The sequence below is a fragment of the Streptomyces griseoaurantiacus genome (assembly GCF_036189845.1).
Classification (GTDB): Bacteria; Actinomycetota; Actinomycetes; order Streptomycetales; family Streptomycetaceae; genus Streptomyces; species Streptomyces griseoaurantiacus.
Genome location: NZ_CP108326.1, coordinates 1,083,178 through 1,109,349, shown reverse-complemented (window position 1 = coordinate 1,109,349; position 26,172 = coordinate 1,083,178). Strand labels below are relative to the sequence as shown.

At 72.0% G+C, this 26,172-nt stretch carries 24 protein-coding genes; 11 read left to right on the top strand and 13 right to left on the bottom strand.

Features of this window, described 5'->3' with window-relative positions; all coding sequences use genetic code 11:
* The first annotated feature begins 38 nt into the window (after positions 1-38).
* Positions 39-974, top strand: a complete 936-nt coding sequence (locus OHB09_RS05010; RefSeq protein ID WP_006144137.1) for a LysR family transcriptional regulator — start codon at positions 39-41, stop codon at positions 972-974.
* A gap of 3 nt (positions 975-977) precedes the next feature.
* On the opposite strand, the gene OHB09_RS05005 is transcribed toward OHB09_RS05010, so the two are convergent.
* Both OHB09_RS05005 and OHB09_RS05000 read right to left on the bottom strand, forming a co-directional pair.
* On the bottom strand, positions 978-1,445 hold the full coding sequence (locus tag OHB09_RS05005) for a pyridoxamine 5'-phosphate oxidase family protein (RefSeq protein WP_006144138.1): 468 nt from the start codon (positions 1,443-1,445) through the stop codon (positions 978-980).
* A gap of 93 nt (positions 1,446-1,538) precedes the next feature.
* Positions 1,539-2,009 carry a Rieske (2Fe-2S) protein gene (locus OHB09_RS05000; protein ID WP_006144139.1) on the bottom strand — a complete coding sequence of 157 codons (471 nt, stop codon included), beginning with the start codon at positions 2,007-2,009 and terminating at the stop codon, positions 1,539-1,541.
* 223 nt (positions 2,010-2,232) lie between these two features.
* On the opposite strand from OHB09_RS05000, the gene OHB09_RS04995 reads away from it, so the two are divergent.
* From OHB09_RS04995 to OHB09_RS04960, 8 genes are all read left to right on the top strand, one after another.
* Entirely contained in the window at positions 2,233-3,021 is a 789-nt protein-coding gene (locus OHB09_RS04995; RefSeq protein WP_093597480.1) for a HipA family kinase, read from the top strand.
* On the top strand, positions 3,018-3,401 hold the full coding sequence (locus OHB09_RS04990) for a DUF3037 domain-containing protein (protein WP_191852724.1): 384 nt from the start codon (positions 3,018-3,020) through the stop codon (positions 3,399-3,401). The genes OHB09_RS04995 and OHB09_RS04990 overlap by 4 nt, the downstream gene beginning before the upstream one ends.
* 176 nt (positions 3,402-3,577) lie before the next feature.
* Positions 3,578-4,339 carry a 3-oxoacyl-ACP reductase FabG gene (fabG, locus tag OHB09_RS04985; protein WP_006144142.1) on the top strand — a complete coding sequence of 254 codons (762 nt, stop codon included), beginning with the start codon at positions 3,578-3,580 and terminating at the stop codon, positions 4,337-4,339.
* A gap of 22 nt (positions 4,340-4,361) precedes the next feature.
* Positions 4,362-5,120 carry an SDR family oxidoreductase gene (locus OHB09_RS04980; RefSeq protein WP_040897210.1) on the top strand — a complete coding sequence of 253 codons (759 nt, stop codon included), beginning with the start codon at positions 4,362-4,364 and terminating at the stop codon, positions 5,118-5,120.
* A gap of 293 nt (positions 5,121-5,413) precedes the next feature.
* Entirely contained in the window at positions 5,414-6,991 is a 1,578-nt protein-coding gene (locus OHB09_RS04975) for an ABC transporter substrate-binding protein (protein ID WP_328921658.1), read from the top strand.
* 79 nt (positions 6,992-7,070) lie between these two features.
* Entirely contained in the window at positions 7,071-7,754 is a 684-nt protein-coding gene (locus OHB09_RS04970) for a uracil-DNA glycosylase (protein ID WP_006144145.1), read from the top strand.
* Positions 7,755-7,973: 219 nt separating this feature from the next.
* Positions 7,974-8,510 (top strand): hypothetical protein, encoded by a 537-nt coding sequence (locus OHB09_RS04965; protein WP_176945146.1) that lies wholly within the window; start codon positions 7,974-7,976, stop codon positions 8,508-8,510.
* Between the two features lie 191 nt (positions 8,511-8,701).
* Positions 8,702-9,439, top strand: coding sequence for a dienelactone hydrolase family protein (locus OHB09_RS04960; RefSeq protein ID WP_328921657.1), 738 nt, complete (start codon positions 8,702-8,704; stop codon positions 9,437-9,439).
* Positions 9,440-9,528: 89 nt separating this feature from the next.
* On the opposite strand, the gene OHB09_RS04955 is transcribed toward OHB09_RS04960, so the two are convergent.
* The gene (locus tag OHB09_RS04955; RefSeq protein ID WP_040897214.1) at positions 9,529-10,002 is read right to left on the bottom strand and encodes a hypothetical protein; all 474 of its coding nucleotides are present in this window, start codon (positions 10,000-10,002) and stop codon (positions 9,529-9,531) included.
* 119 nt (positions 10,003-10,121) lie between these two features.
* Between OHB09_RS04955 and OHB09_RS04950 the strand changes: the two genes are divergently transcribed.
* On the top strand, positions 10,122-11,033 hold the full coding sequence (locus OHB09_RS04950; RefSeq protein WP_040897216.1) for a Gfo/Idh/MocA family protein: 912 nt from the start codon (positions 10,122-10,124) through the stop codon (positions 11,031-11,033).
* On the opposite strand, the gene lnt is transcribed toward OHB09_RS04950, so the two are convergent.
* The 10 genes from lnt to OHB09_RS04900 form a co-directional block, all read right to left on the bottom strand.
* The gene (lnt, locus tag OHB09_RS04945) at positions 10,976-12,673 is read right to left on the bottom strand and encodes an apolipoprotein N-acyltransferase (RefSeq protein ID WP_406255493.1); all 1,698 of its coding nucleotides are present in this window, start codon (positions 12,671-12,673) and stop codon (positions 10,976-10,978) included. The two genes, OHB09_RS04950 and lnt, sit on opposite strands and share 58 nt — an antisense overlap.
* A gap of 168 nt (positions 12,674-12,841) precedes the next feature.
* Complete coding sequence (locus OHB09_RS04940; protein WP_006144151.1) at positions 12,842-13,021, bottom strand: hypothetical protein; 180 nt, start codon at positions 13,019-13,021, stop codon at positions 12,842-12,844.
* 68 nt (positions 13,022-13,089) lie between these two features.
* The gene (locus OHB09_RS04935; protein ID WP_328923084.1) at positions 13,090-13,248 is read right to left on the bottom strand and encodes a UDP pyrophosphate phosphatase; all 159 of its coding nucleotides are present in this window, start codon (positions 13,246-13,248) and stop codon (positions 13,090-13,092) included.
* 318 nt (positions 13,249-13,566) lie between these two features.
* Positions 13,567-14,418, bottom strand: a complete 852-nt coding sequence (locus tag OHB09_RS04930; protein ID WP_319117362.1) for a hypothetical protein — start codon at positions 14,416-14,418, stop codon at positions 13,567-13,569.
* A 147-nt stretch (positions 14,419-14,565) separates the two neighbouring features.
* A complete protein-coding gene (locus OHB09_RS04925; protein ID WP_191889575.1) occupies positions 14,566-14,949 on the bottom strand; it encodes a RidA family protein in 384 nt (127 codons plus the stop codon).
* Between the two features lie 300 nt (positions 14,950-15,249).
* Entirely contained in the window at positions 15,250-16,746 is a 1,497-nt protein-coding gene (locus OHB09_RS04920; RefSeq protein WP_328921656.1) for a carboxylesterase/lipase family protein, read from the bottom strand.
* Positions 16,747-16,768: 22 nt separating this feature from the next.
* Positions 16,769-17,680, bottom strand: a complete 912-nt coding sequence (locus OHB09_RS04915; protein WP_191889577.1) for an MBL fold metallo-hydrolase — start codon at positions 17,678-17,680, stop codon at positions 16,769-16,771.
* A gap of 493 nt (positions 17,681-18,173) precedes the next feature.
* A complete protein-coding gene (locus OHB09_RS04910; RefSeq protein WP_328921655.1) occupies positions 18,174-20,417 on the bottom strand; it encodes an FUSC family protein in 2,244 nt (747 codons plus the stop codon).
* Positions 20,418-21,114: 697 nt separating this feature from the next.
* Complete coding sequence (locus OHB09_RS04905; protein ID WP_328921654.1) at positions 21,115-22,104, bottom strand: MBL fold metallo-hydrolase; 990 nt, start codon at positions 22,102-22,104, stop codon at positions 21,115-21,117.
* Between the two features lie 282 nt (positions 22,105-22,386).
* The gene (locus OHB09_RS04900; protein WP_143041079.1) at positions 22,387-22,662 is read right to left on the bottom strand and encodes a hypothetical protein; all 276 of its coding nucleotides are present in this window, start codon (positions 22,660-22,662) and stop codon (positions 22,387-22,389) included.
* Between the two features lie 435 nt (positions 22,663-23,097).
* Between OHB09_RS04900 and OHB09_RS04895 the strand changes: the two genes are divergently transcribed.
* Positions 23,098-25,941 carry a helix-turn-helix transcriptional regulator gene (locus tag OHB09_RS04895; RefSeq protein ID WP_328921653.1) on the top strand — a complete coding sequence of 948 codons (2,844 nt, stop codon included), beginning with the start codon at positions 23,098-23,100 and terminating at the stop codon, positions 25,939-25,941.
* The last annotated feature ends 231 nt before the right edge of the window (positions 25,942-26,172 follow it).

The following is a 26,172-nucleotide window of genomic DNA, read 5'->3' as shown; positions in this document are numbered from 1 at the left end:
TCGAGATTTCCCGCTCGATATCTCGTAGCATCACTTACATGTTGAACCTGGAACGCCTGCGCACGCTCGACGCCCTCGCGCAGCACGGCTCGGTGAGCGCCGCCGCCGAGGGGCTGCACGTGACGACCTCGGCCGTCTCCCAGCAGCTCGCGAAGCTGGAGCGCGAGGTCGGCCAGCGGCTGCTGGCCAAGAACGGGCGGGGCGTCCGGCTGACCGACGCCGGGCGGCTGCTCGCCGAGCACGCCGCGCGCATCCTGTCCCAGGTCGAACTGGCCCGCTCCGATCTGGAGGCCCAACGGGGGCGCGTGGTGGGCGAACTGCGCCTGGCCGCCTTCCCCACGGCCGCGCGCGGGCTGTTCCCGGCCGCGCTCGCCGGGCTGCGCGCCCGGCACCCCTCGCTGCGGCTGCGCTCCTGCGAGCTGGAGCCGGAGGCGGGCGTCGCCGGGGTCGTCCGCGGGGACCTCGACCTCGCCGTCGTCCTGGACTGGTACAACAAGCCGATGCCGCTGCCGGAGGGGCTGGTGAAGGCCTCGCTCCTCGACGACCCGGCCGATGTGGCCATGCCGGCCGGGCACCGGCTCGCGGACCGCGCGGAGGTCGATCTCGGGGAGTTCGCCCACGACGAGTGGATCACCTGGAACGAGGGCGAGTTCTGCCACGAGTGGCTCCTGTTCACCCTGCGCTCCAAGGGTGTCGAGCCGATCATCGGACACCGCGCCGCCGAGACGCACACCCAGCTCAGGATGGTCGCCGCCGGGCTGGGCGTGTGCGTCGCGCCCGTGCTCGGCCGGGACCCGATGCCGGAGGGCGTGGTCACCGTTCCGGTACGGCAGCGGGTGCGCCGGCACGTCTACGTGGTGTGGCGCGCCGACGCCGACCGCCGCCCGTCGATCCGGGCGGCGGTCGCGGCGCTGCGGGAGGCGGCGGAGACGGTGGGGGCGGAGACGGTGGGGGCGCCCCGCGAGAACGGGTAGGCCTCAGGTCCGACCCAGTTTGCGGAAGTCCCAGGAGACCGTCTTCTCCGGGGTGAGCCGGATCCAGGCGTGCCGGCCGTCGTGCGGCATCTCCTCGATACCGAAGTTCTTCCGCGCGAACAGGGTCTCCGGCACGTCCAGTTCGGCGCGCAGTTCACCGGTGCGCGGGACCTCGCCCACGAACTCCGCGGTCCCCGACAGCTCCACTCCCCGCAGTTCCTCGTACTCCTCGCCGGTGTCGACGACGACGGCGATCCTCGGGTCCCGGCGCAGATGCGCCCAGCGCTTGCTGCGCACCACCGAGTACAGCCACATCGAGGTGCCGTCCCACACGAACCACAGGGTGCTGACGTGCGGGGCACCCTCGGCGGAGACGGTCGCGACCCGGCAGTTGCGCTGGGTGGTGAGGAACTCGTCCAGCTCCGCCGGCGTCATCATGATCCTGCGCCCCCGGCGCTGGGTGGCGGACATGCGTATCCCTTCCCCGTTCCTCCGGCTCTTCCTGTCCCGCTGTCTACCCCGCCCGGACCCTCGGGAGTCCCGGCGCGCACCCGCCCCGGCCGGTCAGGCGAGCTTGATGGACTCGCCCTCCACGGTGATCTTCGCGGCGGGCAGCGGCTGCGTCGCCGGGCCCTTCTTCACGCTGCCGTCCTCGGCGGAGAACTGGCTGTTGTGGCAGGGGCAGACGATCACACCGTCGGCGATCTTGCTCACGGCGCAGCCCTGGTGCGTGCACTTGGACGAAAAAGCCTTGAACTGGCCCGCCGCCGGCTGGGTCACGACCACGCCCTTGTCGCCGAAGACCTTGCCGCCGCCCTCGGGGATGTCGGAGGTCTTCGCCAGTTCGGTGCCGCCGGAGCCCGCACCCGCCCCGGCGTCCTGCGAGGCGCCGTCGCCGCCGGTGCTCGCGCTGGAGGAGGACGAGTCCTCGTCACCGCACGCGGTCAGCGCGACGGCGAGTCCCGCCACGCCGACCGCCGCCATGACCGTACGGCGGGCCGGAGCCGGAGCGGGGTGGAGCGATTCGCTGGTCATGCCGACGTTCCCTTCGATGGTGCTGCCACGGTGACCGGCACGTGTACGGCGGCGGATCGCCGCCGGTGACCGCCGGTGCTTCGACCATGGTTACGGCGTGCGGGCACCGCCTGTTCACACGGCGCGCGATCGACAGGAGATCGACAGCAGCCGTCCGTGTCCGGCCGCCGGGCCGGGCGACGGGCCGGACGGCCGTCCCGCGCGGCCCGGATAACCTGGGGCGATGCTCAAGGAAGTCACCGCGACCCGCTACATCACGCCCCTGCGGGAGGGCGGTTCGCTGCCCGGACTGATCGAGGCCGACGACCTCACGGCGTACGTCGTGAAGTTCAGCGGCGCCGGGCAGGGCCGCAAGACGCTGGTCGCGGAGGTGGTCTGCGGCACGCTCGCCCGGCGGCTCGGGCTGCGGGTGCCCGGGCTGGCCGCCGTCGCCCTCGATCCCGTGCTCGGCCTCGGGGAACCCGACGAGGAGGTGCAGGGGCTGCTGCGGGGGAGCGGCGGGCTCAACCTCGGGATGGACTTCCTCAGCGGCGCGCTCGGCTTCGACGCCCTCGCCTTCCCGGTGGACGCCGCCGAGGCCGGGCGGATCGTCTGGTTCGACGCCCTGGTCAACAACGTCGACCGGTCCTGGCGGAACCCCAACCTGCTGCGATGGCGGGGGGAGCTGTGGCTCATCGACCACGGCGCCACCATGATCTGGCAGCACAACTGGCCCACCGCCGAGCGCTCCGCCGCCCGCCCCTACGACGCCGGTGACCACGCCCTGGCGCCCTTCGCCCCGGACGTCGCCGCGGCCGCCGCCGAACTGGCACCGCTGGTGACGGCGGACCTGCTGGCCGAGGTGACCGCAGAGATCCCCGACGCCTGGCTCACCGACGAACCCGGCTTCGGCTCGCCCGACGAGGTGCGCCGGGCCTACGCCGCCCCGCTGCTCACCCGGGCCCCCGTGATCCACGAGCGGGTCACCGGGCTGACCGCCGCCCGCGCGACCGTCACGCAGGAGAACAAGTGAACGACCGGGACGTCTTCGAGTACGCGCTGCTGCGGGTCGTTCCGCGCGTCGAGCGCGGCGAGTGCATCAACGCGGGGGTGCTCGTCTACTGCCGGGCCCGGTCCTTCGTGACCGCGCGCACCCATCTGGACGAGGACCGGCTGCGGGCTCTGGACCCGGCGGCGGACGTGGCCGGCGTGCGCGCCGCGCTGCGCGCCGTCGAGGGCGTGTGCGCGGGCGGCGCCGCGGCCGGCCCGGCTGCCGGGGACGATGCCGGGCGGCGTTTCCGCTGGCTGGTGGCACCCCGCTCGACGACCGTGAGCCCCGGCCCGGTGCACACGGGTCTGACCGCCGATCCGGCGGCCGAGGCGGAGCGATTGCTCGCGTTGCTGGTGAGGTAATGGATCACACGCACCCGGTGTGCCGTTGACACCGGGTGCCAGGGCTTCTAGCGTCACGTCTGTCGAAGGTACTAAGCGGTCGCTCACCGGGCGTGCCGCAGGAGCCGCCACCTTCCGGAAGCCTCCGGGGACCCCCGGAGGGCCCGGTGACTTCCCCAGGACGAGGAGAAGCAGCAATGTCCACCACTGAAGCGCGGGTAGCCGTCGTCACCGGCGCGGCGCGCGGCATCGGCGCCGCCACCGCCGTACGCCTGGCCGCCGAGGGCCGTGCCGTCGCGGTGCTCGACCTCGACGAGGCCGCCTGCAAGGACACCGTCGAGAAGATCACCGCCGCCGGGGGCACGGCGCTCGCGATCGGCTGCGACGTCTCCGACGAGGCGCAGGTCGAGGCGGCCGTGGAGCGCGTCGTCCAGGAGCTGGGCGCGCCCACGATCCTCGTCAACAACGCGGGTGTGCTCCGCGACAACCTGCTGTTCAAGATGAGCGTCGACGACTGGGACACCGTCATGGGCGTGCATCTGCGCGGCGCCTTCCTGATGGCCCGCGCCTGCCAGAAGCACATGGTCGACGCGCACTTCGGGCGCATCGTCAACCTCTCCTCCTCCTCCGCGCTCGGCAACCGGGGCCAGGTCAACTACTCCGCCGCCAAGGCCGGTATGCAGGGCTTCACCAAGACCCTCGCCAAGGAACTCGGCAAGTTCGGCGTCACCGCCAACGCGGTCGCCCCCGGCTTCATCGCCACCGAGATGACCAAGGCCACCGCCGACCGCGTCGGCATGGGCTTCGAGGACTTCAAGGCCGCCGCCGCCACCCAGATCCCGGTCGCGCGCGTCGGAGAGCCCGAGGACATCGCGAACGCCGTCGCCTTCTTCACGGGCGAGGCCGCCGGATTCGTCTCCGGCCAGGTGCTGTACGTGGCCGGCGGACCGCTCGACTAGCGCGACTGGGGAAACAGGGAACATGACTTCGGTGGAACTCTCCGGCAAGGTCGCCCTCATCACGGGCGCCAGCCGCGGCATCGGCTACGGCGTCGCCGAGGCGCTCGTCGCCCGCGGCGACCGCGTCTGCATCACCGGCCGCAACGAGGACGCCCTCAAGGCGGCCGTCGAGGCGCTCGGCGCCGACCGCGTCATCGGCGTGGCCGGCAAGGCGCACGACGAGGAACACCAGGCCGTCGCCGTCGCGCGCACCATGGAGGCGTTCGGCCGCGTCGACCACCTCGTCAACAACGCGGGCACCAACCCGGTGTTCGGGGCGATCGCGGACCTCGACCTGAACGTCGTGCGCAAGATCTTCGAGACCAACGTGCTCTCCGCGCTCGGCTTCGCCCAGCGCACCTGGCACGCCTGGCAGAAGGAGAACGGCGGGGCGATCGTCAACATCGCCTCGGTGGCCGGTCTTTCGGCCTCGCCGTTCATCGGGGCGTACGGCGTCAGCAAGGCCGCGATGATCAACCTGACCCAGCAGCTCGCCCACGAGTTCGCGCCCACGGTACGGGTCAACGCGATCGCCCCCGCCGTGGTCAAGACGAAGTTCGCGCAGGCCCTGTACGAGGGCCGGGAGGCCGAGGCGGCCGCCTCCTACCCGCTCGGCCGGCTCGGCGTGCCCTCCGACGTGGGCGGTGCGGCCGCGTTCCTCACCTCCGAGCAGTCGGACTGGATCACCGGACAGACGCTCGTCGTGGACGGCGGCATCTTCCTCAACGCCGGCGTCGGCTGACGACGGCGGCACGCGCGCCGCACCGCGAAACGGAGCCGGGGGCACGCCCCCGGCTCCGTCGTCTCCGTCGTCGCGCGCGGGTCCAGGGCGGTGGCCGACGTATGCGGAACGGGTGCCTCCGGTGTACGTCCGGCGGGTTCGTGTCCAGTGGTGAGGACCTCGCGGCGGCATGACAACGTCGTCATGTTCTCCCTGATCAGATGCCCTGTGCGAAGCCCGCTCCCACGGCGTTTCGCTGCGGTATGGTCCCCCGGTCCCTGGTACGGCGGAACGGCGGATCGAGGAGCGCGCACGTGTTCGACCGGAACCGAAGACCGCGCCGGCTCGCGGCGCTCGCGGCCCTGACACTGGTGGCCGGTTGCGGGCTGCTGTCCCCGGGCTCCCCCAACGACGACCCGATCGTCGTGGGCACCACCAGCGCGCCCAGCACGCTGGACCCGGCCGCCTCCTGGGACGGTTCCTGGGAGCTGTTCCGCAACATCTACCAGACGCTGCTGAGTTACCCCTACGGGTCCACCACCCCCCAGCCCGACGCCGCCAGGACGTGCGGGTTCACGGACGCCGCCAACCGCACCTACCGCTGCGTCCTGCGGGCCGGCACGACCTTCTCCGACGGCCACTCGCTCGACGCCGCCGCCGTGAAGTACTCCCTCGACCGCATACGCCGGATCAACGTCTCCGGGGGCCCCGCCGGCCTCCTGGCGAACCTGCGGTCCATCACCACCGAGGGCGACCGCGAGGTCGTCTTCCACCTCGCCCGGCCCGACGCCACCTTCCCGTTCGTGCTCGCCACCCCCGCCATGTCCCTCGTCGACCCTGACCACTACCCGGCGCACTCCCTGCGCGAGGACGGCCGGGTCACCGGCTCCGGCCCCTACCGGCTCACCTCCTACGACGAGGGCGAGAAGGCCGAACTGAGGGCCAACGGCAGGTACCGGGGCCTCGCGGAGCGCAAGAACGACGCCGTCACCATCGAGTACTTCCGGGACTCCGCCGGCATGGTCGGCGCCCTGCAGAGAGGCGACATCGACGCCACCTACCGGGGGATCGCCGCCTCCGACGTCGTGGCGCTCCAGGCCGACCAGGTCAAGGACGGCCTGGAGATCGTCGAGAACCCCGGCATCGAGATCAGCTACCTGGTGTTCAACCCCGAGGACCCCTGGGCCGGGAAGAAGGCCGTGCGCCGGGCCGTCGCCCAGGTCGTGGACCGTGCCGCCATCGCGCACAAGGTGTACAAGGACACCGTCCGGCCCCTCTACTCCATGGTCCCGGCGGGACTCGTCGGCCACACCACGGACTTCTTCGACGACTTCGGGGAGCCCAGCACCTCCAAGGCCCGCAAGATCCTCGCCGAGGCCGGCATCACACGGCGCGTGCCGCTCACCCTCTGGTACACCATCGACCGCTACGGCTCCGAGACGGCGCCCGAGTTCTCCGAGCTCAAGCAGCAGCTCGAGGACTCCGGCCTGTTCACCGTCGCCCTCCGCGGCCGCCCCTGGAAGACCTTCGAGGCCGGTTACCGCAGAGGCGAGTACCCGGTGTTCGGGCGGGGCTGGTTCCCCGACTTCCCCGACGCCGACAACTTCGTCGCCCCCTTCGTGGGGAAGGACAACGCCCTGGGGACGCCGTACCCCGCCAAGGAGATCACCGACGTCCTGCTGCCCCGCTCGCGCGGCCGCGGCGACCGGGGCACCGTCGCCGAGGACTTCGCCGAGGCCCAGCGCATCCTCGCCGACGACGCCCGGCTGCTGCCGCTGTGGCAGGGCAAGCAGTACGTGGCCACCGACGAGGATCTCGCGGGCGCGGAACGCGCCCTGGACCCGTCGACGATCATGCTGATGTGGGAACTGCACCGCCAGACGAGCTGGTAGCCGGGGAGCGGGGCGCGTTGTCAGTGGTCGCCGGTAGGTTCTGAGGACCGCAAGCGACCGTACGACGAAGGACGTTGACGTGACCGACACCGCCATGCTGCCCGAGTCCTGGCAGGGCGTTCTGGGGGACGAACTGCAGCAGCCCTACTTCAAGGAGCTGACCGAGTTCGTCGAGGAGGAGCGGGCCAGGGGGCCCGTGTACCCGCCCCGCGAGGAGGTCTTCGCGGCGCTCGACGCCACGCCGTACGACAAGGTGAAGGTGCTCGTCCTCGGCCAGGACCCCTACCACGGCGAGGGCCAGGGCCACGGACTGTGCTTCTCCGTGCGGCCCGGGGTACGGACGCCGCCCTCGCTGCGGAACATCTACAAGGAGATGCAGGCGGAACTGGGCACGCCCATCCCGGACAACGGCTATCTGATGCCGTGGGCCGAGCAGGGCGTGCTGCTCCTCAACGCGGTGCTCACGGTCCGCGCCGGCGAGGCCAATTCGCACAAGGGGCGCGGCTGGGAGAAGTTCACCGACGCGGTGATCAGGGCGGTGGCCGGCCGGCCCGACCCGGCGGTCTTCGTGCTCTGGGGCAACTACGCCCAGAAGAAGCTGCCGCTGATCGACGAGAGCAGGCACACGGTGGTGAAGGGCGCGCACCCCTCGCCGCTCTCGGCCAAGAAGTTCTTCGGATCCCGCCCGTTCACGCAGATCAACGAGGCCGTGGCCGCCCAGGGCCACACGCCGATCGACTGGACGATCCCGAACCTGGGCTGACCACCGCAGGGGGCAGCGGGGGCACCACCGGGGGAACACGGGGCGGGACGGGCCGGGCGCGTAACCAGGAGCGTCCACAGGGGGGCGCCAGGGCGGAGCCCTGGCGCCCGACGACAACGCCGCAGAGGTGCGTGCCGGACCGCGCGGCGCCGGGATGATCCGGACGAGAGGCCCTAGCGTCGAAGGCGTCGGGTTCGACGGGACCGGAGGGATGCGACGGTGGAGCCAGGAGAACGCGCGGCGGCGGGGGACGCCGAGGGCGCGGTGGACGCCGTGCTGAGCCGGATCGGCCAGGCCGTGATGCTGCACCACGGAGGGGACCGGGAGGAGGCACGCGGCCGGTTCCTCGCACTGTGGGCGGAGATCGGGGAGGACGGGAACCCGCTGCACCGCTGCACGCTGGCGCACTACCTGGCGGACACCCAGGAGGAACCCGCCGACGAACTCGCCTGGGACCTGCGGGCCCTGTCGGCGGCCGAGGAAATGACCGACGGCCCGTCCGCCGTGCCGGACGGCCCGCCCGAGGTGCGCGGCTTCTTCCCCTCCCTGCACCTCAACCTCGCCGCGGACTACGTGAAACTGGGCCGCCGGGAGGCCGCCCGGGGACACCTCCGCCGGGCCCGCGGCACGGCGGACGCGCTCGGCGACGATCCGTACGCGGAGGGGGTCCGCGCGGCGATGGACCGCCTCGAAAGGGAACTGTCCACGGGCGGCGAACCCCCCGTGGGCCCGCCGAGACGCCCCCGCGCGTCCTGAACGGCCGGGCCGGGCAGCCGGTCACACGCGCACGGATGCGGGCACGGGCCCGCGTGGTAGGTTCTGCGTCGCCGTACGCCCGAGCGCGACCGAGGAGGTGAGACCGATCAACGCAGCGACAGGTCGGGGCTCCCTCACCCGCACGGTCCGGGGAGTGCCCGCTGATGGCATTCCGAAAGGCTGGGCACCTCATGCGCACGCACTCCGAGACGTCGTCGTCCGACGGCGTCACCGAACGGCTCTTCACCCTCGGTGAGATCCCCGGCGTCCTGTGGACGCCCGTGGGCGCCGTCGGCACCCGGCGGCCCCTCGTCCTGCTGGGACACGGCGGCGGCCGCCACAAGAAGGACCCCGACCTCGTGGCCCGCGCCCGCCGCCTCGTGACCGGGCACGGGTTCGCCGTCGTGGCACCGGACGTGCCCGGCCACGGAGAGCGGCCGGTGGACGAGGAGTACGACCGGATCGCGCGCGCCAACCAGGCGCGCATCGCCGCCGGTGCGGAACCGGCCCCGCTGATCGCCGCCTTCCAGGCACTCGTGGCGCGCCGGACCGTCCCGGAATGGCGGGCCGTCCTGGACGCGGTCCAGGCGCTCGGCCATGTCGGGACCGGCCCGGTGGGCTACTGGGGCGTCTCGCTGGGATGCGGACTCGGCGTCCCCTTCGTCGCCCGGGAACCGCGGGTGCGCGCGGCGGTTCTGGGCCTCGGCGGAGCGTCGGCCTCGGCGGAGGCGGCCGCGCGGATCACGGTCCCCGTTCAGTTCTGGCTGCAATGGGACGACGAACGGGTGCCGCGAGAGCAGAGCCTGGCACTGTTCGACGCCCTCGGCTCGCCCGACAAGTCCCTGCACGCCCACCCCGGTGGGCACGGGGAGATGCCGGTGCGCGAACCGGACTGCACCGCACGGTTCTTCGCCCGGCACCTCGGCTGACGGCCGCACCCGTGTCCGCGCCGCGCGGAAACGGCCGCACCCGTGTCCGCGCCGCGCGGAACTCAACGCCGCCCGGCGCGGATCACGCCTCAGTGGCCGTACGTGCGTGCGCAGATCTTCGCCTGGGGGCTGTCCGCCGGCCAGCCCCCGTAGGTGCGCCCCAGGGCGCAGACGCCGGAGTGGTCCGGTGGGGGCTTCGGGGCGGCGGCCGGAGGAGGCGCGGCCCGGTGCCCGGCCGGTGGCGCCTCGCCGTGACGGGGCGGGGCGGCCGGGGGAGCGGGAGCGCGACCGGGTGCCGGTGCGGCGGGGACGTGCGACCCGGGTGCGGGGCGGGGCGGGCCCCCGGCCGACGGGGCCCGCGGGCCGGTGCGTTCCAGGGCCTCGTCGGCCGGGGCCTGCACGAGCCGGGGCTCGGCGGTGCCGTCCGGTCGTGCCGCGGTCGTACGGGAGGGCGGAGAGGAGGACGGCGGCCCGGGGGCGAGGGGGCGCTGGACCGTGGTGCAGCCGGCGAGGGCGGACGCGGTCACCGTGACCAGGAGCGCTGCGGTGGTGGTTCGATGCACCCGGGCAACTCTGGCGGCTCCGACCCGGCACGGGGGAGTGGACGGACGGAAAATGCCCCACATGGGTGAGCGCCGTATGCTTCCCCGGAACCCGCGTCGAACACAGGAGGAGACAACCGGTGAAGGTCGGCTGCATCGGACTCGGCGACATCGCGCGGAAGGCCTACCTCCCGGTGCTCGGCACGCTCCCCGGCGTCGAGCTGCACCTGCACACCCGCACGGCCGCCACGCTCACCCGCGTCGCGGACACGCTGCACCTTCCCGCCGGGCAGCGCCACACCGAGCTGCGGACGCTGCTGGACCAGGGGCTGGACGCGGCCTTCGTGCACGCCTCCACCGCCGCCCACCCCGAGCTCGTCGCACGGCTTCTCGAGGCGGGCGTGCCCACCTACGTCGACAAGCCCCTCGCCTACGAACTGGCCGACTCCGAGCGGCTGGTGGCGCTGGCCGAGGAGCGCGGCACCAGCCTGGCGGTCGGTTTCAACCGGAGGTACGCGCCCGGCTACGTCCAGTGCGCCGACCACCCCCGGGACCTGATCCTGATGCAGAAGAACCGCGTCGGGCTGCCCGAGGAACCCCGCACGATGATCCTCGACGACTTCATCCACGTCGTGGACACCCTGCGGTTCCTGGTGCCCGGCCCGGTCGACGACGTCACCGTGCGGGCGCGCACCGAGGGCGGGCTGCTGCACCACGTCGTGCTGCAGCTCGCGGGCGAGGGTTTCACCGCCCTCGGTGTGATGAACAGGCTGAGCGGTTCCGCCGAGGAGATCCTCGAGGTCTCGGGGCAGGACAGCAAGCGGCAGGTGGTCAACCTCGCCGAGACGGTCGACCACCGCGGCCAGCCCACCGTGCGCCGGCGCGGCGACTGGGTGCCCGTGGCCCGGCAGCGCGGCATCGAGCAGGCGGTGCTGGCCTTCCTGGACGCCGTGCGCGCCGGGAAGGTGCTCAGCGCCCGGGACGCGCTGGCCACTCACGAACTGTGCGAGCGGGTCGTCATAGCGGTCCGGGAGCGGTCCGCCGCCTCCTGAACCCTCCCGTGCGCGCGGAGGGCCCGGGCGCCCTCGGTGACGCACAGCGCGGCCAGGACCAGCAGCGCCGCGTGCACCGGCCAGTCGCCGTGCCGCACGTACGGGGTCGTGCCGTGCGCGAGCGGCACCTCGAACACGGCCGAGGTGCCCGCGTCGCCCGTGCCGAGCCAGGAGCCGAGGCGCGCGCCGTCGGGACCGTGGACGGCGGAGACACCGGTCAGTGTGGCGTGCACCACCGGGCGTCCGGTCTCGGCGGCGCGCAGCGCGGCCAGCGAGGCGTGCTGCTCGGGCGCCCAACTGTGCTGGAAACTCGACGTGGAGGACTGGGCGAGCAGCAGTTCGGCGCCGTCCGCGGCGAGATGGCGGCTCATGTCCGGGAACGCCGTCTCGAAGCAGACCAGCGGGCCGAGGCGCAGTCCGTGGCCGGCGTCCATCACCACCTGCTCCTCGCCGCGCCGGCGGTCCTCGCCGGCCGCCTTGCCGACGGAGGTGGCCCAGCCCAGCAGGGAACGCGCCGGTATGTACTCCCCGAACGGCACCAGCCGCATCTTGTCGTACCGGTCGCCGGTGGGGCCCTCGGTGCCGACGAGGATCGCGCTCTTGTAGATGCCGGGACGGTCGGCGCGGCGGGCGTCGACGTTCACCAGCACGTCGGCGTCGAGCAGCCGGGACAGGGCGGCGATCCGGCGGGCGAGATCGGGCCGGTCGTCGAGGTCGAAGCCGACGCTGCTCTCGCCCCAGACCACCAGGTCCACGTCCTGGCCGGCCAGTCGGCGGGTGAGTGACTCCTCGCGCGCGAAGCGGCGTTCGGGGCTGTCCTCGCCGGACACGACCCCGGCCTGGACGAGGGCGATGCGCACCCGGCCGTCGACCTGCGGGCGGGGAGCCCAGACCCAGGCGGCGGAGACCGCGAGCGTCACGAGGACCAGACCGGCGAGGGCGACCACGGCGCCCCCGGCGACAGTGCCCGCGGAGGTGCCGCTCGGCGCGATCCCGGTCCGCGCGGGGACCGGTGGGTGCCACGGCTGGCGCGCCGGCGCCAGGGTCAGGAGCAGCACCGCCACCGCCACGTTCACGGCCGCCACCAGGAGGCTGAGCAGCCACACCCCGCCGACGGAGGCGAGCCGCAGGGCGGGCTCGACCTGCCACTGGGTGGCGCCGAGCAGCCCCCAGGGGCCGCCCAGGCCCTGCCAGGACCGCACGAGTTCGGGCAGCAGCCAGCCGCAGGGAACGACCAGCAGGGCGGCGGCGAGACGGCGCGCCGAGGGCGGCGCGCCCGGCGCCCCCGCGCCGCCGGGGCCGGTACGGGGGCCGAGGAAGCGGTGCACGAGCAGACCCCAGGGCGCCCACAGCGCGCCGAGCAGGGCGGCGAGGACGAACAGGAAGACGTTCAGACTCGGCAGCAGCCAGTGGTGCACGGCGACCATGAAGCCGAAGCCGCCGGCCCAGCCGTCCCGGGCCGCCTGCCGCGCGGTCGGCGCGGAGCGGACCAGCAGCATCCAGGGGACCAGGGCGACATAGGCGAACCACCACAGGGAGGGGGCGGGGAAGGCGAGCATCGGCAGGGCCCCGGCGAGCGCGAGCCCGGCGGCGCGCCGCCACCCCCGAAAACGTCCGGTTCGCCCCTCGGGCAGCCTCACGTGATCCCCTCCCCGGCCGACGTGCGTGCTGTCAGTGTGCGCGGTGGGGGAGATCTCAAACGGGGCGGGGGCGGAGGAGGGGGAGAGGAGAGGGGTGGAGGAGGGGGAGAGGAGAGGGGGGCGGAAAGGGAAAGCGGACGGGGCGGGGCGGAGAACCGCCGGCGGCGCCTACGCCGCCTCGATGACGTCCTTGCGTATCGCCGAGGCCCACTGGACCACCAAGGCCTCGTACTCGGCCCGCTCCTGGGGCGTCAGAGATCCGCCCGCGCGCATCCACAGCGCACGGATCCGCTCGTTTAAGTCGGCGGCGGACCGCGCGGAACCAGAGGACACGGATTCGGGGGACATGCGGACAAGCGTAGGGGCAAGGTCTGACAGTCCGCTACCGCTCGGCTACGCACCCGCTATGGAATGGGTCACGGCGCCCCGCGGACGGGCCCGTCGGCCCGTCGGCCCGCCGACTCGGCCGCGTGCGGACTCAGCGCACCCGCCGCCACCAGGGCGATGATCGCGAGGCCCAGCGCGATGCGGTACCGGACGAAGGGCATGAAGGACGCCGAGCTGATGAACCTCATGAACCGGTTCGAGCATCGAGGCCCTGCTCCCCGGGCCGTGGCCAGGCAGACGAGCCGGCGCCGCGCCCCGCGGCGCGGCTTGCAGGTGTCGTACGCCCGGACCGCGAGGCGGCGGGCGGAAGGGCAGGACCGGTAGCGACGGCAGGTGTACCACAGTGGAGGTCGAAAGCCGGTATATGTCCTGAGACGCCTCATCGGCCCACCCCACATCATCCAGCACACCATCGTGGTCGGACGGCTGGGCTGAATCGGGAGAGAGCGCCGTCGGCGCCGATGACCGGATCGGTCTCGACGGTGGGCGCGGGCTGGTCGACCGGCTCACAGCTCGCAACGGCCGGCTGCCATGGCCGTGATCGCGCACTCGGCCGCGTGGCGGGCCGCGAACGGGGTGGGGAAGGTCCCACAGCCGTGTGTGATGGGCTCGGACGCCCCCGGCCGCAGCTGCCACCTCCAGGCGAACTGGACGGGGGCGACGTCGGGACGGCTCCAGACCGGCATCTCACGAGGCGGCAGAGCCGCCGCCCGGTCCACCAGGACGTGGCGCCTCACTCCGCTGACGCAAGCCTCCGCCGACTCCTGCCCCTGTTCTGTGCCGCTCCTCCACCGCAGTGGGGTGGGTGTGGACTCGGAGGCGTCGAGCAGGGCGTCGGCCAGGTCCGCCAGGCAGAGGTACAGGGCGGCACGGACCGCCTGCGTGTGGAGGCGGCCCCAATGCTGTGGGGGGCGTTCGGCGATGTCGTCGACGAGGGAGTGGGCGCCGAGTTCGCACAGCGGTTCCTCGAGGTCCGGACCGGCGAAGCCGAGCACGGTGGCGGCGCCCTCGGCCGCCTCCTCCCAGGTGAGCGCCGCGTGGTGGGCGAGCTGGGCGAGATCACCGATGCCGAGGTCGTCCACCAGTTGCTCTATGTATTGAGCCGCGACCTCCGACGGGCCCGGCACCTGGACGTCGAGGACGCCGGAGCGCACGTTGGCGGCAGCGCTGATGTCGCCCGGTTGGAGTGCCCCCGGCGCTGTCGTGGCGACCGCCTCGAGAACTCGCAGGTAGAGAGCCCGTACAGGGTGCGCTCCCCGGGGCGGCGTCGGCCGGCCCGAGAGCTCGCACACCGCGTCCACGAGGTCGGCTCTGGTGACGCGGAGCGCGCGGCACGCCTGCGGCAACCGATCAGTCATGCCTTTCCGTTCTCCGAAGACGTCCGTTGGGTGCCGCCAGGTCAGCGACGGCGCTCACGGGTGCCGTATGTCATGACGCGGCCGATCGGCTGCTGCGATCCGGGACGGGTTGTCGCAACCGATCGGCCGCGCTGCGACGGGCCCTGGTCAGCCGTCGACGACGGCGAGGGCGTCCACCTCCACCAGCATGCCGGGCGGAAGAGCCATGTAGACGGTGGTACGGGCCGGGAACGGCTCGCCCACCGCCTCGGCGTATGCCTGGTTCATCTCGGCCAGATGAGCGGGGTCGGTGAGGTAGACGCGCAGGATGAGCACGTCCTCCAGGCTCGCGCCGGCCGCTTCGAGGACCGCGGTGACGTTGCGAAGGACCTGCGCGGTCTGTTCGGCGACCGTGCTGCCCACGATGTTCCCGGTCGTCGGGTCCAGGGGCAGCTGGCCGGCGACCTGGACGAGTCCGCCCTTGCGCACGCCCTGGGACAGGGGAGCGGGAAGCACGGGGGCGTCCTCGGTGCTGATGATGGTCCTGCTCATGGGAGTTTCCTCGGTTCTCTTCGAAGGCACATGTCTGCGAGACGGCCGGATCCGTGGTGAGGAGGATCGCGGGGCCTCTCGGTGGGTGACCTCGGGGGGAGGCGCCCGGCCACGGGGCGGGAGGCCCGGGCTGTCGAGGTCCGGTGCGGGCGGGGCGGACGGACCGATTCGGTCCGTGCCCGGCCCGGAGGGCGGACGCGGACGCCCGCCCCGTTCCGGAGTCGGCCTGCGCCCTCCTGCGAGGACGCTGCCGGAGCCCGGGGAGCCGTCGTGTGCCGCGGCCCCCGGGGTGGGCGGCGCTCAGCTCCAGAACTGTCGCTCCGCGCTGCGGGGGTCCTCCGTGAGAGTCCACTCGCTGTCGATGCGCATGGTGGCCCGACGGGTGGTCTCGTAGCGGTCCCAGCCGGGGGAGCCGCTCCTGGCGAATTCGATCCAGGTGGCGTGGACGCGACGCGACAGTTCGGCGGGAGGTTCCACCGGACCGAGGAGGGCCTTCGCGCCGTGCAACTGAGGCAGGGCGGTGACGTCGAAGACGAAGGGGAGCTCCATGGTGTGGGTGGCGCCCAGTTCACCGTTCAGCGCCTGGGAGCGCCAGGCGAACTCGTAGGCGTACGTGTCCGACCTCGGGTGGTGGGAGGAGTGGGCCTCGGCCATACGACGGCTGCCCTTGCCGAAGAGCGCATCGGCCATGATGGCCGACCGGAGTTCCCCGGAGGACGCCTGCGGACGCTCCCGACGGAGGATCTCGAGAAGTCCGGCAGGATCGCGGTGCGAGCGTGCCGCGGCGGCGTCGACGTCGGCGTCGGTCGACGTGGAGTAGTTGCCCATCGGGGCGAGGTAGAGGTTGCCCTCCTCGGAGTTGGTTCCGACGAGCAGGTCGACGCCTTCGGCGGCGCCCGCGGCCACGGCGTCGGCCGGCTGCACATCGAGGACAAGGCTGAACGGGCTCAGACCGATCAGCGGATCGGAGTGGGTCTCGGTCCTCAGGTCGATACCCGCCAGCTTGGGCATGATCTCGACGAATCGCTCGTCGGGGACGGCGGCGAAGGCGTCCGCACGGGGCTCGACGCCAAGGGCCTCCGCCGCCGCTCGGGTCACGCGGGCGGCCTGCTCGGGGCTGAAGGCGCCCAGCCCGCTGCCGCTCTGGACGATGGCGTGCCGGAAGAGACCTTCGGCCTCACGATGAGCCAGGACACCGCCGACGATGGTGGCTCCCGCGGACTGACCGAGCAGGGTGACGTTGCTCGGGTCGCCGCCGAAGGCCGCGATGTTGGAACGCACCCACCGCAGGGCGGCGACGACGTCGAGCAGACCCCGGTTGGCGGGGGCGCCGGGGAGGTCGAGGAAGCCGGAGACGCCCAGTCGGTAGTTGAGGGTCACGAAGACGACGCCGTCGCGAGCGAACGCGCCGCCGTCGTAGAGCGCGGACCGGGTCGAGCCGGCCACGAACCCGCCGCCGTGCACGAAGACCATCACGGGGAGGTCGCCGGACGCTCCCTCGGGCGCCCACACGTTGACGGTGAGGTAGTCCTCCCCGGGGATCCAGCCGGGGCCGAAGTACGGGGACATGTCCAGGTCGCCGAACGCGTCCCGCTTGGCCTGCGGTGCCGTGGGCCCGGCCTCGGTGGCGTCGCGCACCCCGTCCCACGGAGCGTGGGGCTCCGGGGGCGCGAAGCGGCCGGCGCCCACGGGCGGTGCGGCGTAGGGGATGTTGAGGAAGACGGCGGTGCCGTCCTGGTGCAGACCGCGGACGGCACCCTGCTCGGTTCTTGCGAGGGGATTCGTGTGCTTGGTCACCGGTTGGACCTCTCTCGACTGATCAGCTCTGGGCGTACGGGGAGAACGCGGCCCAGGACTTGATGGCGAACTTGTCTCCGTCGCGCCGCACCTCGGCGGCGCCGGAGCCGCCCAGGTGCGCGGGGACGACGAGGATGTTGTTGTCGGCTGCCCAGCTCAGGACCTTCCGCCGTGAGGCGCGGGCCTCGGCGGGGTCCTCGCAGAAGCAGCTGTTCGCGTCGGGCTCGACGATCTGAACCGGGTTGTGCATCATGTCGCCGACGAAGACCGCCCGGTCCGATCCGGAATCCAGCGTCAGGACCGAGGAGCCCGGGGTGTGGCCGGGGGCGAGGTCGAGGCGCAGGTTGCGGTCGATCTGGTAGCTGCCCTCCCAGAGGTGGGTCAGGCCGGCCTCGTGCACGGGGGTGACGCTGTCCTCGAAGACGTTCTGGTTGCCGCGGCCGAACATCGTCTTGATCTCGTTGGCGGGGTTCCAGTAGTCGAAGTCCACCTTGGCCATCAGGTAGGTGGCGTTGGGGAACGTCGGCACCCAGGTCCGGCCGTCGAGGTAGGTGTTCCACCCCACGTGGTCGATGTGCAGATGCGTGTTGATCACGATGTCGACGTCCTCGGGACGGACACCGGCGCGGGCGAGGTTGTCCAGGTAGTTCGTGTTCAGGTGGCTCCACACCGGCGCGTAGGGGCGTTCCTTGTGGTTGCCGACACCGGTGTCGACCAGGATGGTCTTGCCCTCGCTGCGCAGCACCCACGTCTGGATCGCGGAGTTGACGATCCGGGTCTCGGCGTCCAGGAAGTCCGGAACCAGCCAGGAACGGTGGGTCTCCCACGCCTCCGCCGGGCTCTCCGGGAAGAACGCCTCAGGGCTCATGTCGACGGGGCCGAAGTATTCCCAGACACGAGTCATCGTGACATCACCCAGGGTGATGGAATCCATGATTGATCTCCAGTTCGATCGGATCTGCATGCTCGGGACCGTGGTGCGGCACGGATGCGGACGAGCGGCTGTTCGTCACGGGACGCGGGTGCCTCGCAGATGCGGGGCGGTGCGCCTTCGACGTGCCGGCACGCAACCGCAGGATGGGCTCGACATCCGCTTCTGGCCGACGCCCACCCGGTGGGCGTCGACCGGGGCCGCGGTGTCTTCAAGCGAGTCCCCGCCGGGTGGCGACGGGGCCGGCTCCCGGTGAGTACGACCGCTCCGTGAGCGACCCCGCACCACAATGCTGCGGCGCCGGGCACGTGCCGCGGTATACGTCACGTGACTGCACCTGGCCACGACGGACCGCCGACCGCTGTGCGGGACCGCACCTCATCGACAACCCGTGCCCACCGGCCCACGCCCCGGCCTGTGCCGTTGGGGGAAAGAGGTGGAGGCCGACAAGGCTTCGGGGCTGCTCGATCCGGCGGGCGACACGGTCGGTCGCCGTCTACCCGCGGTGGGCACAGGGGACGGCCGCAGCCGCGGACGTGCACGTCCCGCGAAATGGCGTGGCCGGTCGTGGCCCGATGCCGTGCGGACGACGGCCCGGGGCGCGGCCGGGCTCCGGGGCGAGCGGATCCAAGGCTCGCGCGAGCGCGATCAGGGTCGCGTCGAGGTGATCGATGTGCAGCAGCAGGCGCTGATCCGGGCGACGCATACGTCGCTCGTCCGAGAGCAGGGACAGCGCCCTGGTGACCCTGGGGCGTGCTGCACGCGAGGCGATTCCCGGTCGATGGTGCGCGATGCGGATCAGCTGTGTCACCGTCGCCTGTGCGCGGTCGGCCGCGGCGGCGAGCCGGGTGGCGCACTCTGCGCCCTGCCCCGCCGGGGAGCGCCCGGCCGTGGCGGCCAGGCTCCGTGCGTGGTAAGCAGCGGCCTCCAGCAGTTCCACCAGGTGGCGGGCGCGATCACGTCGGCCACGCTGCGGGTTGAGCGGGTGGGTGAGCGGCGAAGACGCCTTGCCGAAGGACTGCAGCGCTTGGTCGAGGTCATGTGCCGCGCGCACCCAGCTCGTCGACGTTCCTGCGCCCGGGCTTCCCGTGGTGGCCCGTAGGAGGTGGTGGAGGACCAGCAGGAAGTTGATCAACTCCTCGTCACTGGCCCGGCGGACCGTGGTGGGCAGAACCAGGACGGCGGCGAGGATCCCGCAGGCCACTCCCAGTGCGGTCTCCTCGACACGCAGGAGCAGCACGTGCGTCGAGAACGTGCCCAGGAGCGCGAGCAGCAGGCTGAGCATGCAGGTGAGGAAGAACGTCACCGCCCAGTAGGCGACGGACGGCGTGTAGAACATCCCGAACATGCAGACCAGCAGCAGGACCAGGAGAAGCGGGCCGTCTCCGCCGACCAGGGCGGCGAGACCGTAGCCGACCACCACACCGATGACGGTGCCCGTCAGCCGCCGGAGACCTTGCAACAGGACTTCGCCGGTGCTCTCGTTCTTGATGAATACGACCCAGGACGCCGCGACGGCCCAGTACCACAGGTGCGGGGACAGGAGATGGCCGCCCACGATGGCGAGTGCCGAGGCGACGGTCACCTGGGAGGCCTGCCGGGTGGCTGCGCGCTGCAGGCTTCCGGTGTCCCTTTCCCCGCGCCGCTCCACCGCGAAGGCTTGCCTCCGCAGTGTGGCGGGCTCGCGAGGAGGCGTCCCGCACTCCGGCCGGAGGCCGACGCGCGGGCCGAGAGCCTCAAGGGCCGCGGTGAGTTCGTCGACTGCCCGGAAGCAGTCCCGCAAGTGTGCGGATCCGGCCGGCCGGCGTGCCGGACCGTCCTCACGCTGCTCCTCGTAGTGCTCGGAGGAAGGGGCCGTTCCCATGGTCGGCCGGTGCAGGAGAACCTGGATCCGTCCCGCGAGCCGCTGGCGTGCTGTCCGTTCGCCCGGGTCGTTGAGGCCCGGTCGTGTTCGGGCCGCACGGACGGTGAGCACGGCCAGCCGCTGCGCGGCCACCTCGGCACGAGAGACGTGCCGCAGCAGCAGGTCGTCGGTGGCCCGGTCGACCGCGCGTTCATCGAGGAAGCCCTCGATCAGAAGCACGGATGCGTGCAGCCTGTCCAGGCGGCGCTCCAACGCTCGACTCCGAGTGTGGACGTCCTGACCAGTGGCGATCATCGAGGCTGTGTCCCGTAGGACATCGTGCAGACGCCCGTCGAAGGCGCGCCGCAGCCGCGTCAGGACGCCGTACGCCGTCCTGGGGCCCGCGCAGTACCACACGGTCGCGACGGCCCCGAAGGCGACGAGTACCGCTGCCCCGAGCTGCGGAAGCTGGACCACTCGGGCCTGGGCGAACTGAGACAGGAAGAAGGCCATGAAGCCGAAGATCCCCAACCCCAGCCCCCGCGCGCCGAATCGGCGGGCCCGGACGGCCAGATGGATCAGCAGCAGGAACAGCGTCTTGGCTGCCGTCGGGTACGGAGTCAGCACGGCTCCGACGGTCAGGGCCGCGAGGGAGAGCGGAGCCCCGATCCCGAGCGTGATGAACTGGTTGCGCGGGTGCAGGTCACTGATCGCCAGTGACGTCACCATCGCGGTGAAACCGCCGGCCAGCAGGGCCGTGTCGGACCCTTGCAACGCTGTCAGCACGACGAGGGTCGCGGCGGCGCCGAGCACGGCGCGCATCGCGGAGGTGAGACGTATCAGCCCCGGGTCGATGGCGGCGAAGCGGTCCCACAGCGATTCTGTCCTTGCCACCATGGGGTGCTCCGTCATCCTTCCGCCTGTGGACGGTCGTGCCTGCGGCCGACGGCGCGGAGCCACCGCGTGGCGGTCGTCCGCGCGGGCCCTACGTCACCGCGACAAACCGGACGGCGAAGAGAGGGGTCTGGAGGTTCCGGCCGACTCGTTGCCGCGTCCTCAGTCTCACCGAGTGGGGGTTCCGTCCGGTATGCGTCAGGTGACTGCTTTCGGAGGGTCGTGAGGGAACGAGAACGGGAGCCCGTCACGAGACGGGAGACGTGCCGCACTCTCCGATGCGCCGAGCCGCGTCCCGCGTGCTCCGGCTTCGACGGCGGTGCTGTGCGGCGCGGCGGGAGGCCCCCGTCTCCCGGGAGGCCGGACGTCGCAGGTGACGGCCGGGTTCTGCGGCGCGACACGGATTGTGCTCCCGCGCAGGTCCTTGCCGTCGGTCCGGTGTGCTGAAGGACGTGAACCCCGAGGCGTCCGCGGCGGGTCGCCACGGTCGACTGCCGGCGCCGGTCAGCGACAGGGCCCGGACCGCCCCACGGCCACGACGAGTTGAAAGCGCCCGTGTGCTCGCGGGCGGTCGCGGGGCGCCGGACCGGTGTGGGTGTCGGCGCCCCGCTCGGCCTCCAGCGGTCGCGGGCCCCGGGCGCTCATCGCCGGAGTGTCGGTGGGCAGGGGCTCGCGACGCGGATCGCTTCTTCCGGCCGGTTCAGCTGCGGCTGAAGCCCGCCCACGACGTGATCCTGAAGGAACTGCCGTTGCGCTCCACCTCGGCGGCGCCGTGGCCGGGAAGGTGGGCGGGCAGGACGAGGGCCTTGTTGTCGGCGGCCCACTCCAGTTCGCGGCGCCGGGTCGCGAGTGCCTTCTTCTCGTCCTCCTCGAAGCAGCTGTTGAACTCGGGGTGCTCGAGCTGGAGCGGGGTGTGCAGCAGGTCGCCGGTGAACAGCGCCTTCTCCTTGCCCGATTCCAGCCGGAGGACGGAGGAGCCCGGAGTGTGCCCGGGGGCGAGATGCAGCTTCAGGCTGCCGTCCAGGGTGTGCGAGTCCTCCCACAGCTTCACCAGGCCGGCGTTCTGAACCGGGAGCACGCTGTCCTCCCAGACGTTCTGGTTGCCCTGCCAGTACTTCGGCCGCACCGGGCCCAGGGGGTTCCAGAAGTCGAATTCGACCTTGGGGATCACGTACGTGGCATTGGGGAAGGTCGGCACCCAGTCGCGGTCCTCGCGCTGGGTGTTCCAGCCGACGTGGTCGTTGTGGAGGTGGGTGTTGACGACGATGTCGACGTCCTGCGGTCCCACTCCGGCGCGGGCGAGGCGGCGCAGGTAGTCGGTGTCCATGTACTGCCACTGCTTGGCGTAGGGGCGGTATTTGTCGTTTCCGGCGCCCGTGTCGATGAGGATCGTCTTGCCCTCACTCCGCAGGACCCAGGTCTGCAGGGCGGAGCTGACCATGTCGGTGCTGGGGTTCCAGAAGTCCGGGCTCAGCCAGTTCTCGTTCCCCCGCCACAGCTCCGGCGCGCTGTCCGGGAAGAACTGGCGCGACGTCAGGCCCACCGGACCGCTGAACTCGACGACACGGGTGATGGTGACCTTGCCCAGTTCGATCGTCTGGACCCGCGTCCGGCGTTCGGCGGCGGACGCGGGGAGCCGGCTGCCGAACAGGCCGGCGGTACCGACTGCCGCGCCGATGCCCGCGGTCATTCCGACGAAGCCGCGCCGGCTCAGGGAACGTGAATGAATTTCGCTGTCCATTTTTTGCACTCCGATGAAGTCCACACATGACGTCCTGTTGCGCCGGCCATGAGAGGCGGCCAGGACTGTGAGAAGGCCGGGTTCATGTCATCACGGCCGCTACAGCCATGGTGCTTCAAGGGAAAGTCAACGGGTATCAGTCACGTGACTGAGAGGGGAAACGCCCGTATCGGTCACGTGACTGATACGGGAAAAGCCGCCGGAATTGCAAGTGAAAGAACATACGGGTGGTCACGCATCAAGGGGGTGAGCGGTGCATGTACGTGGGGCGGACAGCCGCCGGGTACCCCACGGATCGCGCAGCACCCGGCGTATCTCGACACACCCGTCCTCGAGCCGCAGATCGGCGCGGGCTGCGCGTTCGCGCGGCTGGTCGGCTCTTTCGAGAGCTGCCTTGCGGGCGTGCTCCGCATCGGCTGCGCCATCGACCACATAGAAGTGGCGTACCAGTCGACCGCAAGGCGTGCGGAACCCGAGTCCCACCAGCCACGAGCCATCGGTGACCATGAGAGCGACCTTTCCTGTCAGGATGTGCGGCTTCGGTGGTCCTCCGCGCAGAAGCGCGCCACCGCCGAGGCCGGTCCTGTCTGCCCCGCCGACCCGCGGAGGCACGACCGTGTGCGCATCACGATTCTGTGTCCGGTCACACAGTCGAGGTATGCGTCACATGACTGCATCGGTGCCGTTCACCCACAGGCGGAGAGCGCGTGCGCCCGCCGGTTCTCCCCCGCGGCGACCTCGACGCCCCGGCCATGAGCCCCTGCGGCATGGGGTCGGGGGCCGTTCTGCGACGAGCCGACGGGCGACCGGCGGAATATCTCGGGGCATGCGTGTGCTCCGGTCGGCTCAAGGCGGCCCAAGCCCGGTGACGCCGCACCTGCGGGCACTGTCGCGGTTCGGGCGCGCTATCATCTGGGAAATTCTCAATTCCCTGGAGCATCCGTGCGGAACAATGGAAGGGCTCGTGGGGACCAGCACTCGACGCGGGAATCCGCTTCGGCGGTCGTGGGCCGAGAAAGCGAGACCGCAGAAATCATCCGGCGTATCGACGTCGACCGGTCCCACAGCGACGTGTTGATCATCACGGGCGAGCCCGGTGCCGGAAAGAGCGTCCTGCTCGACCTCGCGGTCGGCCGCGCGCGAAGTTCGGGCCGCCGAGTGCTGCGGACGGTGGGCAGCGAATCCGAGACGCACCTCGGGTTCGCCGGTCTCTATCAGATGCTGCGTCCGGTGCTCGGCGAAATGGAGAGCCTGCCGTCGCGGCAGCGCTCCGCGCTCCGAGCCGTTCTGGGGCTCGACGACGGTGCCGAGACGCCCGACGCCATGCTCGTCGGTCTGGCGGTCCTGACCTTGCTGTCGGAGGTGGCGGAGACCCGTCCGCTGCTGGTGGTGGTCGACGACGCCCAGTGGATCGACCGCGGAACACTGGACGTTCTCTCCTTCGTGGCGCGACGCATGGACAGCGAACCCGTCACGCTGCTGGTGGGAGTCCGCACCACGGCTGCGCTGCCGGGATTCGACAAGGGGTACGAGCGCCTCGAAGTCGGCCCACTGGGCATCGAGGCGGCGAACCGGCTGCTCGACCAGCAGCCGACACCGCCCACCGGCCGCGTCCGTGTGCGGATCCTTGAGGAAGCAGGCGGCAATCCGCTGGCCCTGGAGGAACTCGCCCGCGTCGCCGCGATCCGGCAGCTCGGGGGCAGCAGTATCGAGGGCCCGCTGCCGCTCACCGACCGGCTGAAGCGGATCTTCGCGGAGCACGCGGCTGACCTGCCGGAACCGACCCGCCGCACCCTGCTGCTGCTCGCTGCCGCCGGTGCGACGGATGCGCCGGCGGCCTCCATGGGGCTCCCCGAGGCCGACGACAAGGTGTTGGTGCCCGCGGAGCAGGCCGGTCTCGTACGCCAGGAGGGACCCAGGGTCGCCTTCCGCAACCCGCTCATCCGCTCGGCCGTCTACCATGCCGCGTCCTTCGAGGAACGCCGCCAGGCCCATCTCGATCTCGCGGAGCTGCTGCGCGAGGAGCCCGACCGTCGAGCCTGGCATCTCGCCGCCGCAACCTTGCGCCCCGATCAGGAGGTGTCGGCGGCCCTGCAGCAGACGGCCGACCGAGCCCGGCGCCGGGGTGGTTATGCGGCCGCGGCCGCGGCTCTGGAGCGCGCCGCGGAACTGAGCCCACGCGGTGAGGACCGGGCCCGACTTCTGACGGAAGCCGCCGCCGCAGCCGTCTTCACCGGTCAGCTCGGCTGGGTGGAACGCCTGGCCGCCGAGGTCCGCGAGTCCACCGACGACCCGGCACTGACAGGCGCGGCCTCGCTGGCCTCCGGGCAGCTCATGGCCATGGGCGAGCACCACACGGCGGCCTTCACCACGCTCCTGCGCGTCGCCGGCGAGGCGGCGGCCGCCCGGTCGCCTCGCGTACTGGACGCGCTCGCCGCGGCGGCCGTGGTCCGCTACTACTCGGGTGAGGAGTTCCAGCAGCGGGAGATCCAGGACCTGCTCTCCCACGTGCCCGACGAGGACGCCAGGGCGGCGATGCACGCCTGGGTGCTGGCCGTCTCCGACCCCAGCGGCGCAGGAGCATCCCTGGTGCCGCTGCTGCCCGGGCTCATCGCCGAGGCCAAGGACGACGCCAAGCGTCTGACCATGCTCGCCATCGTTTCCTGGCTCCTCGACCAGACCCCCCTGGCCGCCAGGACCTTCGACGAGGCATTCGACCGGTGGCAGGCCCATGGACCGCTCCCGGACGGACTGGGGTGCGCGGCCGGCTGGACCTATCTGGAGCAGGCTCGATGGGCCGAGGCCCGATCGGTGGCCGCCGACATCGCCGCCATGGCATCGTCGGCCGGACTTCACCACGCCGAGGCGTGTGCCCGCGCACTCGACTCCACGGTGCTCAGCCTGCTCGGTGACACGGCCGCCGCACGCCGACTCGCCGGGCAGGCGCTGGCCCTGGTCGATCCGCTGGAGAGCCGCTCCGTCGCGGTCTTCGCACGTCGGGCTCTGGGGATGGCGGCCGTGGCCGAGGGCGACTACGACACCGCGTACACGCAGTTCCGCTCCGCTTTCACCGACGACGGCGATCCGGTCCACTACCACGTCTCCTACACCGTCCTGGCCGAACTCGCCGCGGCGGCCGTCCGCCGAGGGCGGCGGGGGGACGCCGCGGAGTTGCTGGAGCGGTCCGCGCGACGCCTGGGTACGGGCATGTCGGCGCGGGTGGCCGTGCTGATCGCCCGGGGCCGCGCCCTGTTGGCGGATCCCGAGCTCGCCGAGCCGTACTTCCAGGCGGCGCTCGCGGACGCCACGGGTGAGCAGTGGCCGTTCGAACGGGCGCAGACACGGCTCGACTACGGGGAGTGGCTCCGGCGGCAGCGCCGTATCGCCGAGGCCCGCCCGCTGCTGAGCGCCGCCCTGGCCACCTTCCAGCGGCTGGGAGCGCGACCGTGGATCGAGCGGGCACAGACAGAGCTGCGCGCCGCCGGCATCGAAGCCAGCAGCGTCGTGCCCGATGCGTTCGCCGAACTCAGCCCCCAGCAGCAGCAGATCGTGCGGCTGGCGGCCCGAGGACTGACGAATCGTGAGATCGGCGAGAAGCTGTTCCTCTCTCCGCGCACGGTCGGCTCTCACCTCTACCGGGTGTTTCCCAAGCTGGGCATCACCGCCCGGTCACAACTGCGCGACGTGCTCGAAGGCACCCTGTCGGGGGCGGGTGTCCAAGGCCGAGAGGGGACCGTCGGCGGGCCGCCCGCGTCGGAGGCACACGCGGCTGATACCGCCTGGTGACTCCATGACTGACCACCTGGAGGAGGTCTCCGAGGAAGCCGGCGCGGTCGCTCGCGCAGGCCGGAGTGAGTACGGAAGAACCCGGGGTGAGTCCTGGGGCGGGCCGGGTTCCAGGAGGAGAAGGGCGTCGATGTCGTGGCCGTCGTCGGACGACATGGGTGCGACTGCGTGGCGCCTGAATCGCTCAGGCGCCACGGGTTTCAGTCGATCACACGGGTTTCAGTCGATCAT

Excerpts from the sequence above, each read along its gene's own strand:
- OHB09_RS04915 (WP_191889577.1), bottom strand. The coding sequence starts at position 17,680 with ATGGATTCCATCACCCTGGGTGATGTCACGATGACTCGTGTCTGGGAA.
- fabG (WP_006144142.1), top strand. The coding sequence starts at position 3,578 with ATGTCCACCACTGAAGCGCGGGTAGCCGTCGTCACCGGCGCGGCGCGC.
- OHB09_RS04910 (WP_328921655.1), bottom strand. The coding sequence starts at position 20,417 with ATGGTGGCAAGGACAGAATCGCTGTGGGACCGCTTCGCCGCCATCGAC.
- OHB09_RS04925 (WP_191889575.1), bottom strand. The coding sequence starts at position 14,949 with ATGAGCAGGACCATCATCAGCACCGAGGACGCCCCCGTGCTTCCCGCT.
- OHB09_RS04935 (WP_328923084.1), bottom strand. The coding sequence starts at position 13,248 with ATGAGGTTCATCAGCTCGGCGTCCTTCATGCCCTTCGTCCGGTACCGC.
- OHB09_RS04905 (WP_328921654.1), bottom strand. The coding sequence starts at position 22,104 with ATGACCGCGGGCATCGGCGCGGCAGTCGGTACCGCCGGCCTGTTCGGC.
- OHB09_RS04980 (WP_040897210.1), top strand. The coding sequence starts at position 4,362 with ATGACTTCGGTGGAACTCTCCGGCAAGGTCGCCCTCATCACGGGCGCC.
- OHB09_RS04940 (WP_006144151.1), bottom strand. The coding sequence starts at position 13,021 with ATGTCCCCCGAATCCGTGTCCTCTGGTTCCGCGCGGTCCGCCGCCGAC.
- OHB09_RS04930 (WP_319117362.1), bottom strand. The coding sequence starts at position 14,418 with ATGACTGATCGGTTGCCGCAGGCGTGCCGCGCGCTCCGCGTCACCAGA.
- OHB09_RS05010 (WP_006144137.1), top strand. The coding sequence starts at position 39 with ATGTTGAACCTGGAACGCCTGCGCACGCTCGACGCCCTCGCGCAGCAC.
- OHB09_RS05000 (WP_006144139.1), bottom strand. The coding sequence starts at position 2,009 with ATGACCAGCGAATCGCTCCACCCCGCTCCGGCTCCGGCCCGCCGTACG.
- OHB09_RS04995 (WP_093597480.1), top strand. The coding sequence starts at position 2,233 with ATGCTCAAGGAAGTCACCGCGACCCGCTACATCACGCCCCTGCGGGAG.
- OHB09_RS04960 (WP_328921657.1), top strand. The coding sequence starts at position 8,702 with ATGCGCACGCACTCCGAGACGTCGTCGTCCGACGGCGTCACCGAACGG.
- OHB09_RS05005 (WP_006144138.1), bottom strand. The coding sequence starts at position 1,445 with ATGTCCGCCACCCAGCGCCGGGGGCGCAGGATCATGATGACGCCGGCG.
- OHB09_RS04900 (WP_143041079.1), bottom strand. The coding sequence starts at position 22,662 with ATGGTCACCGATGGCTCGTGGCTGGTGGGACTCGGGTTCCGCACGCCT.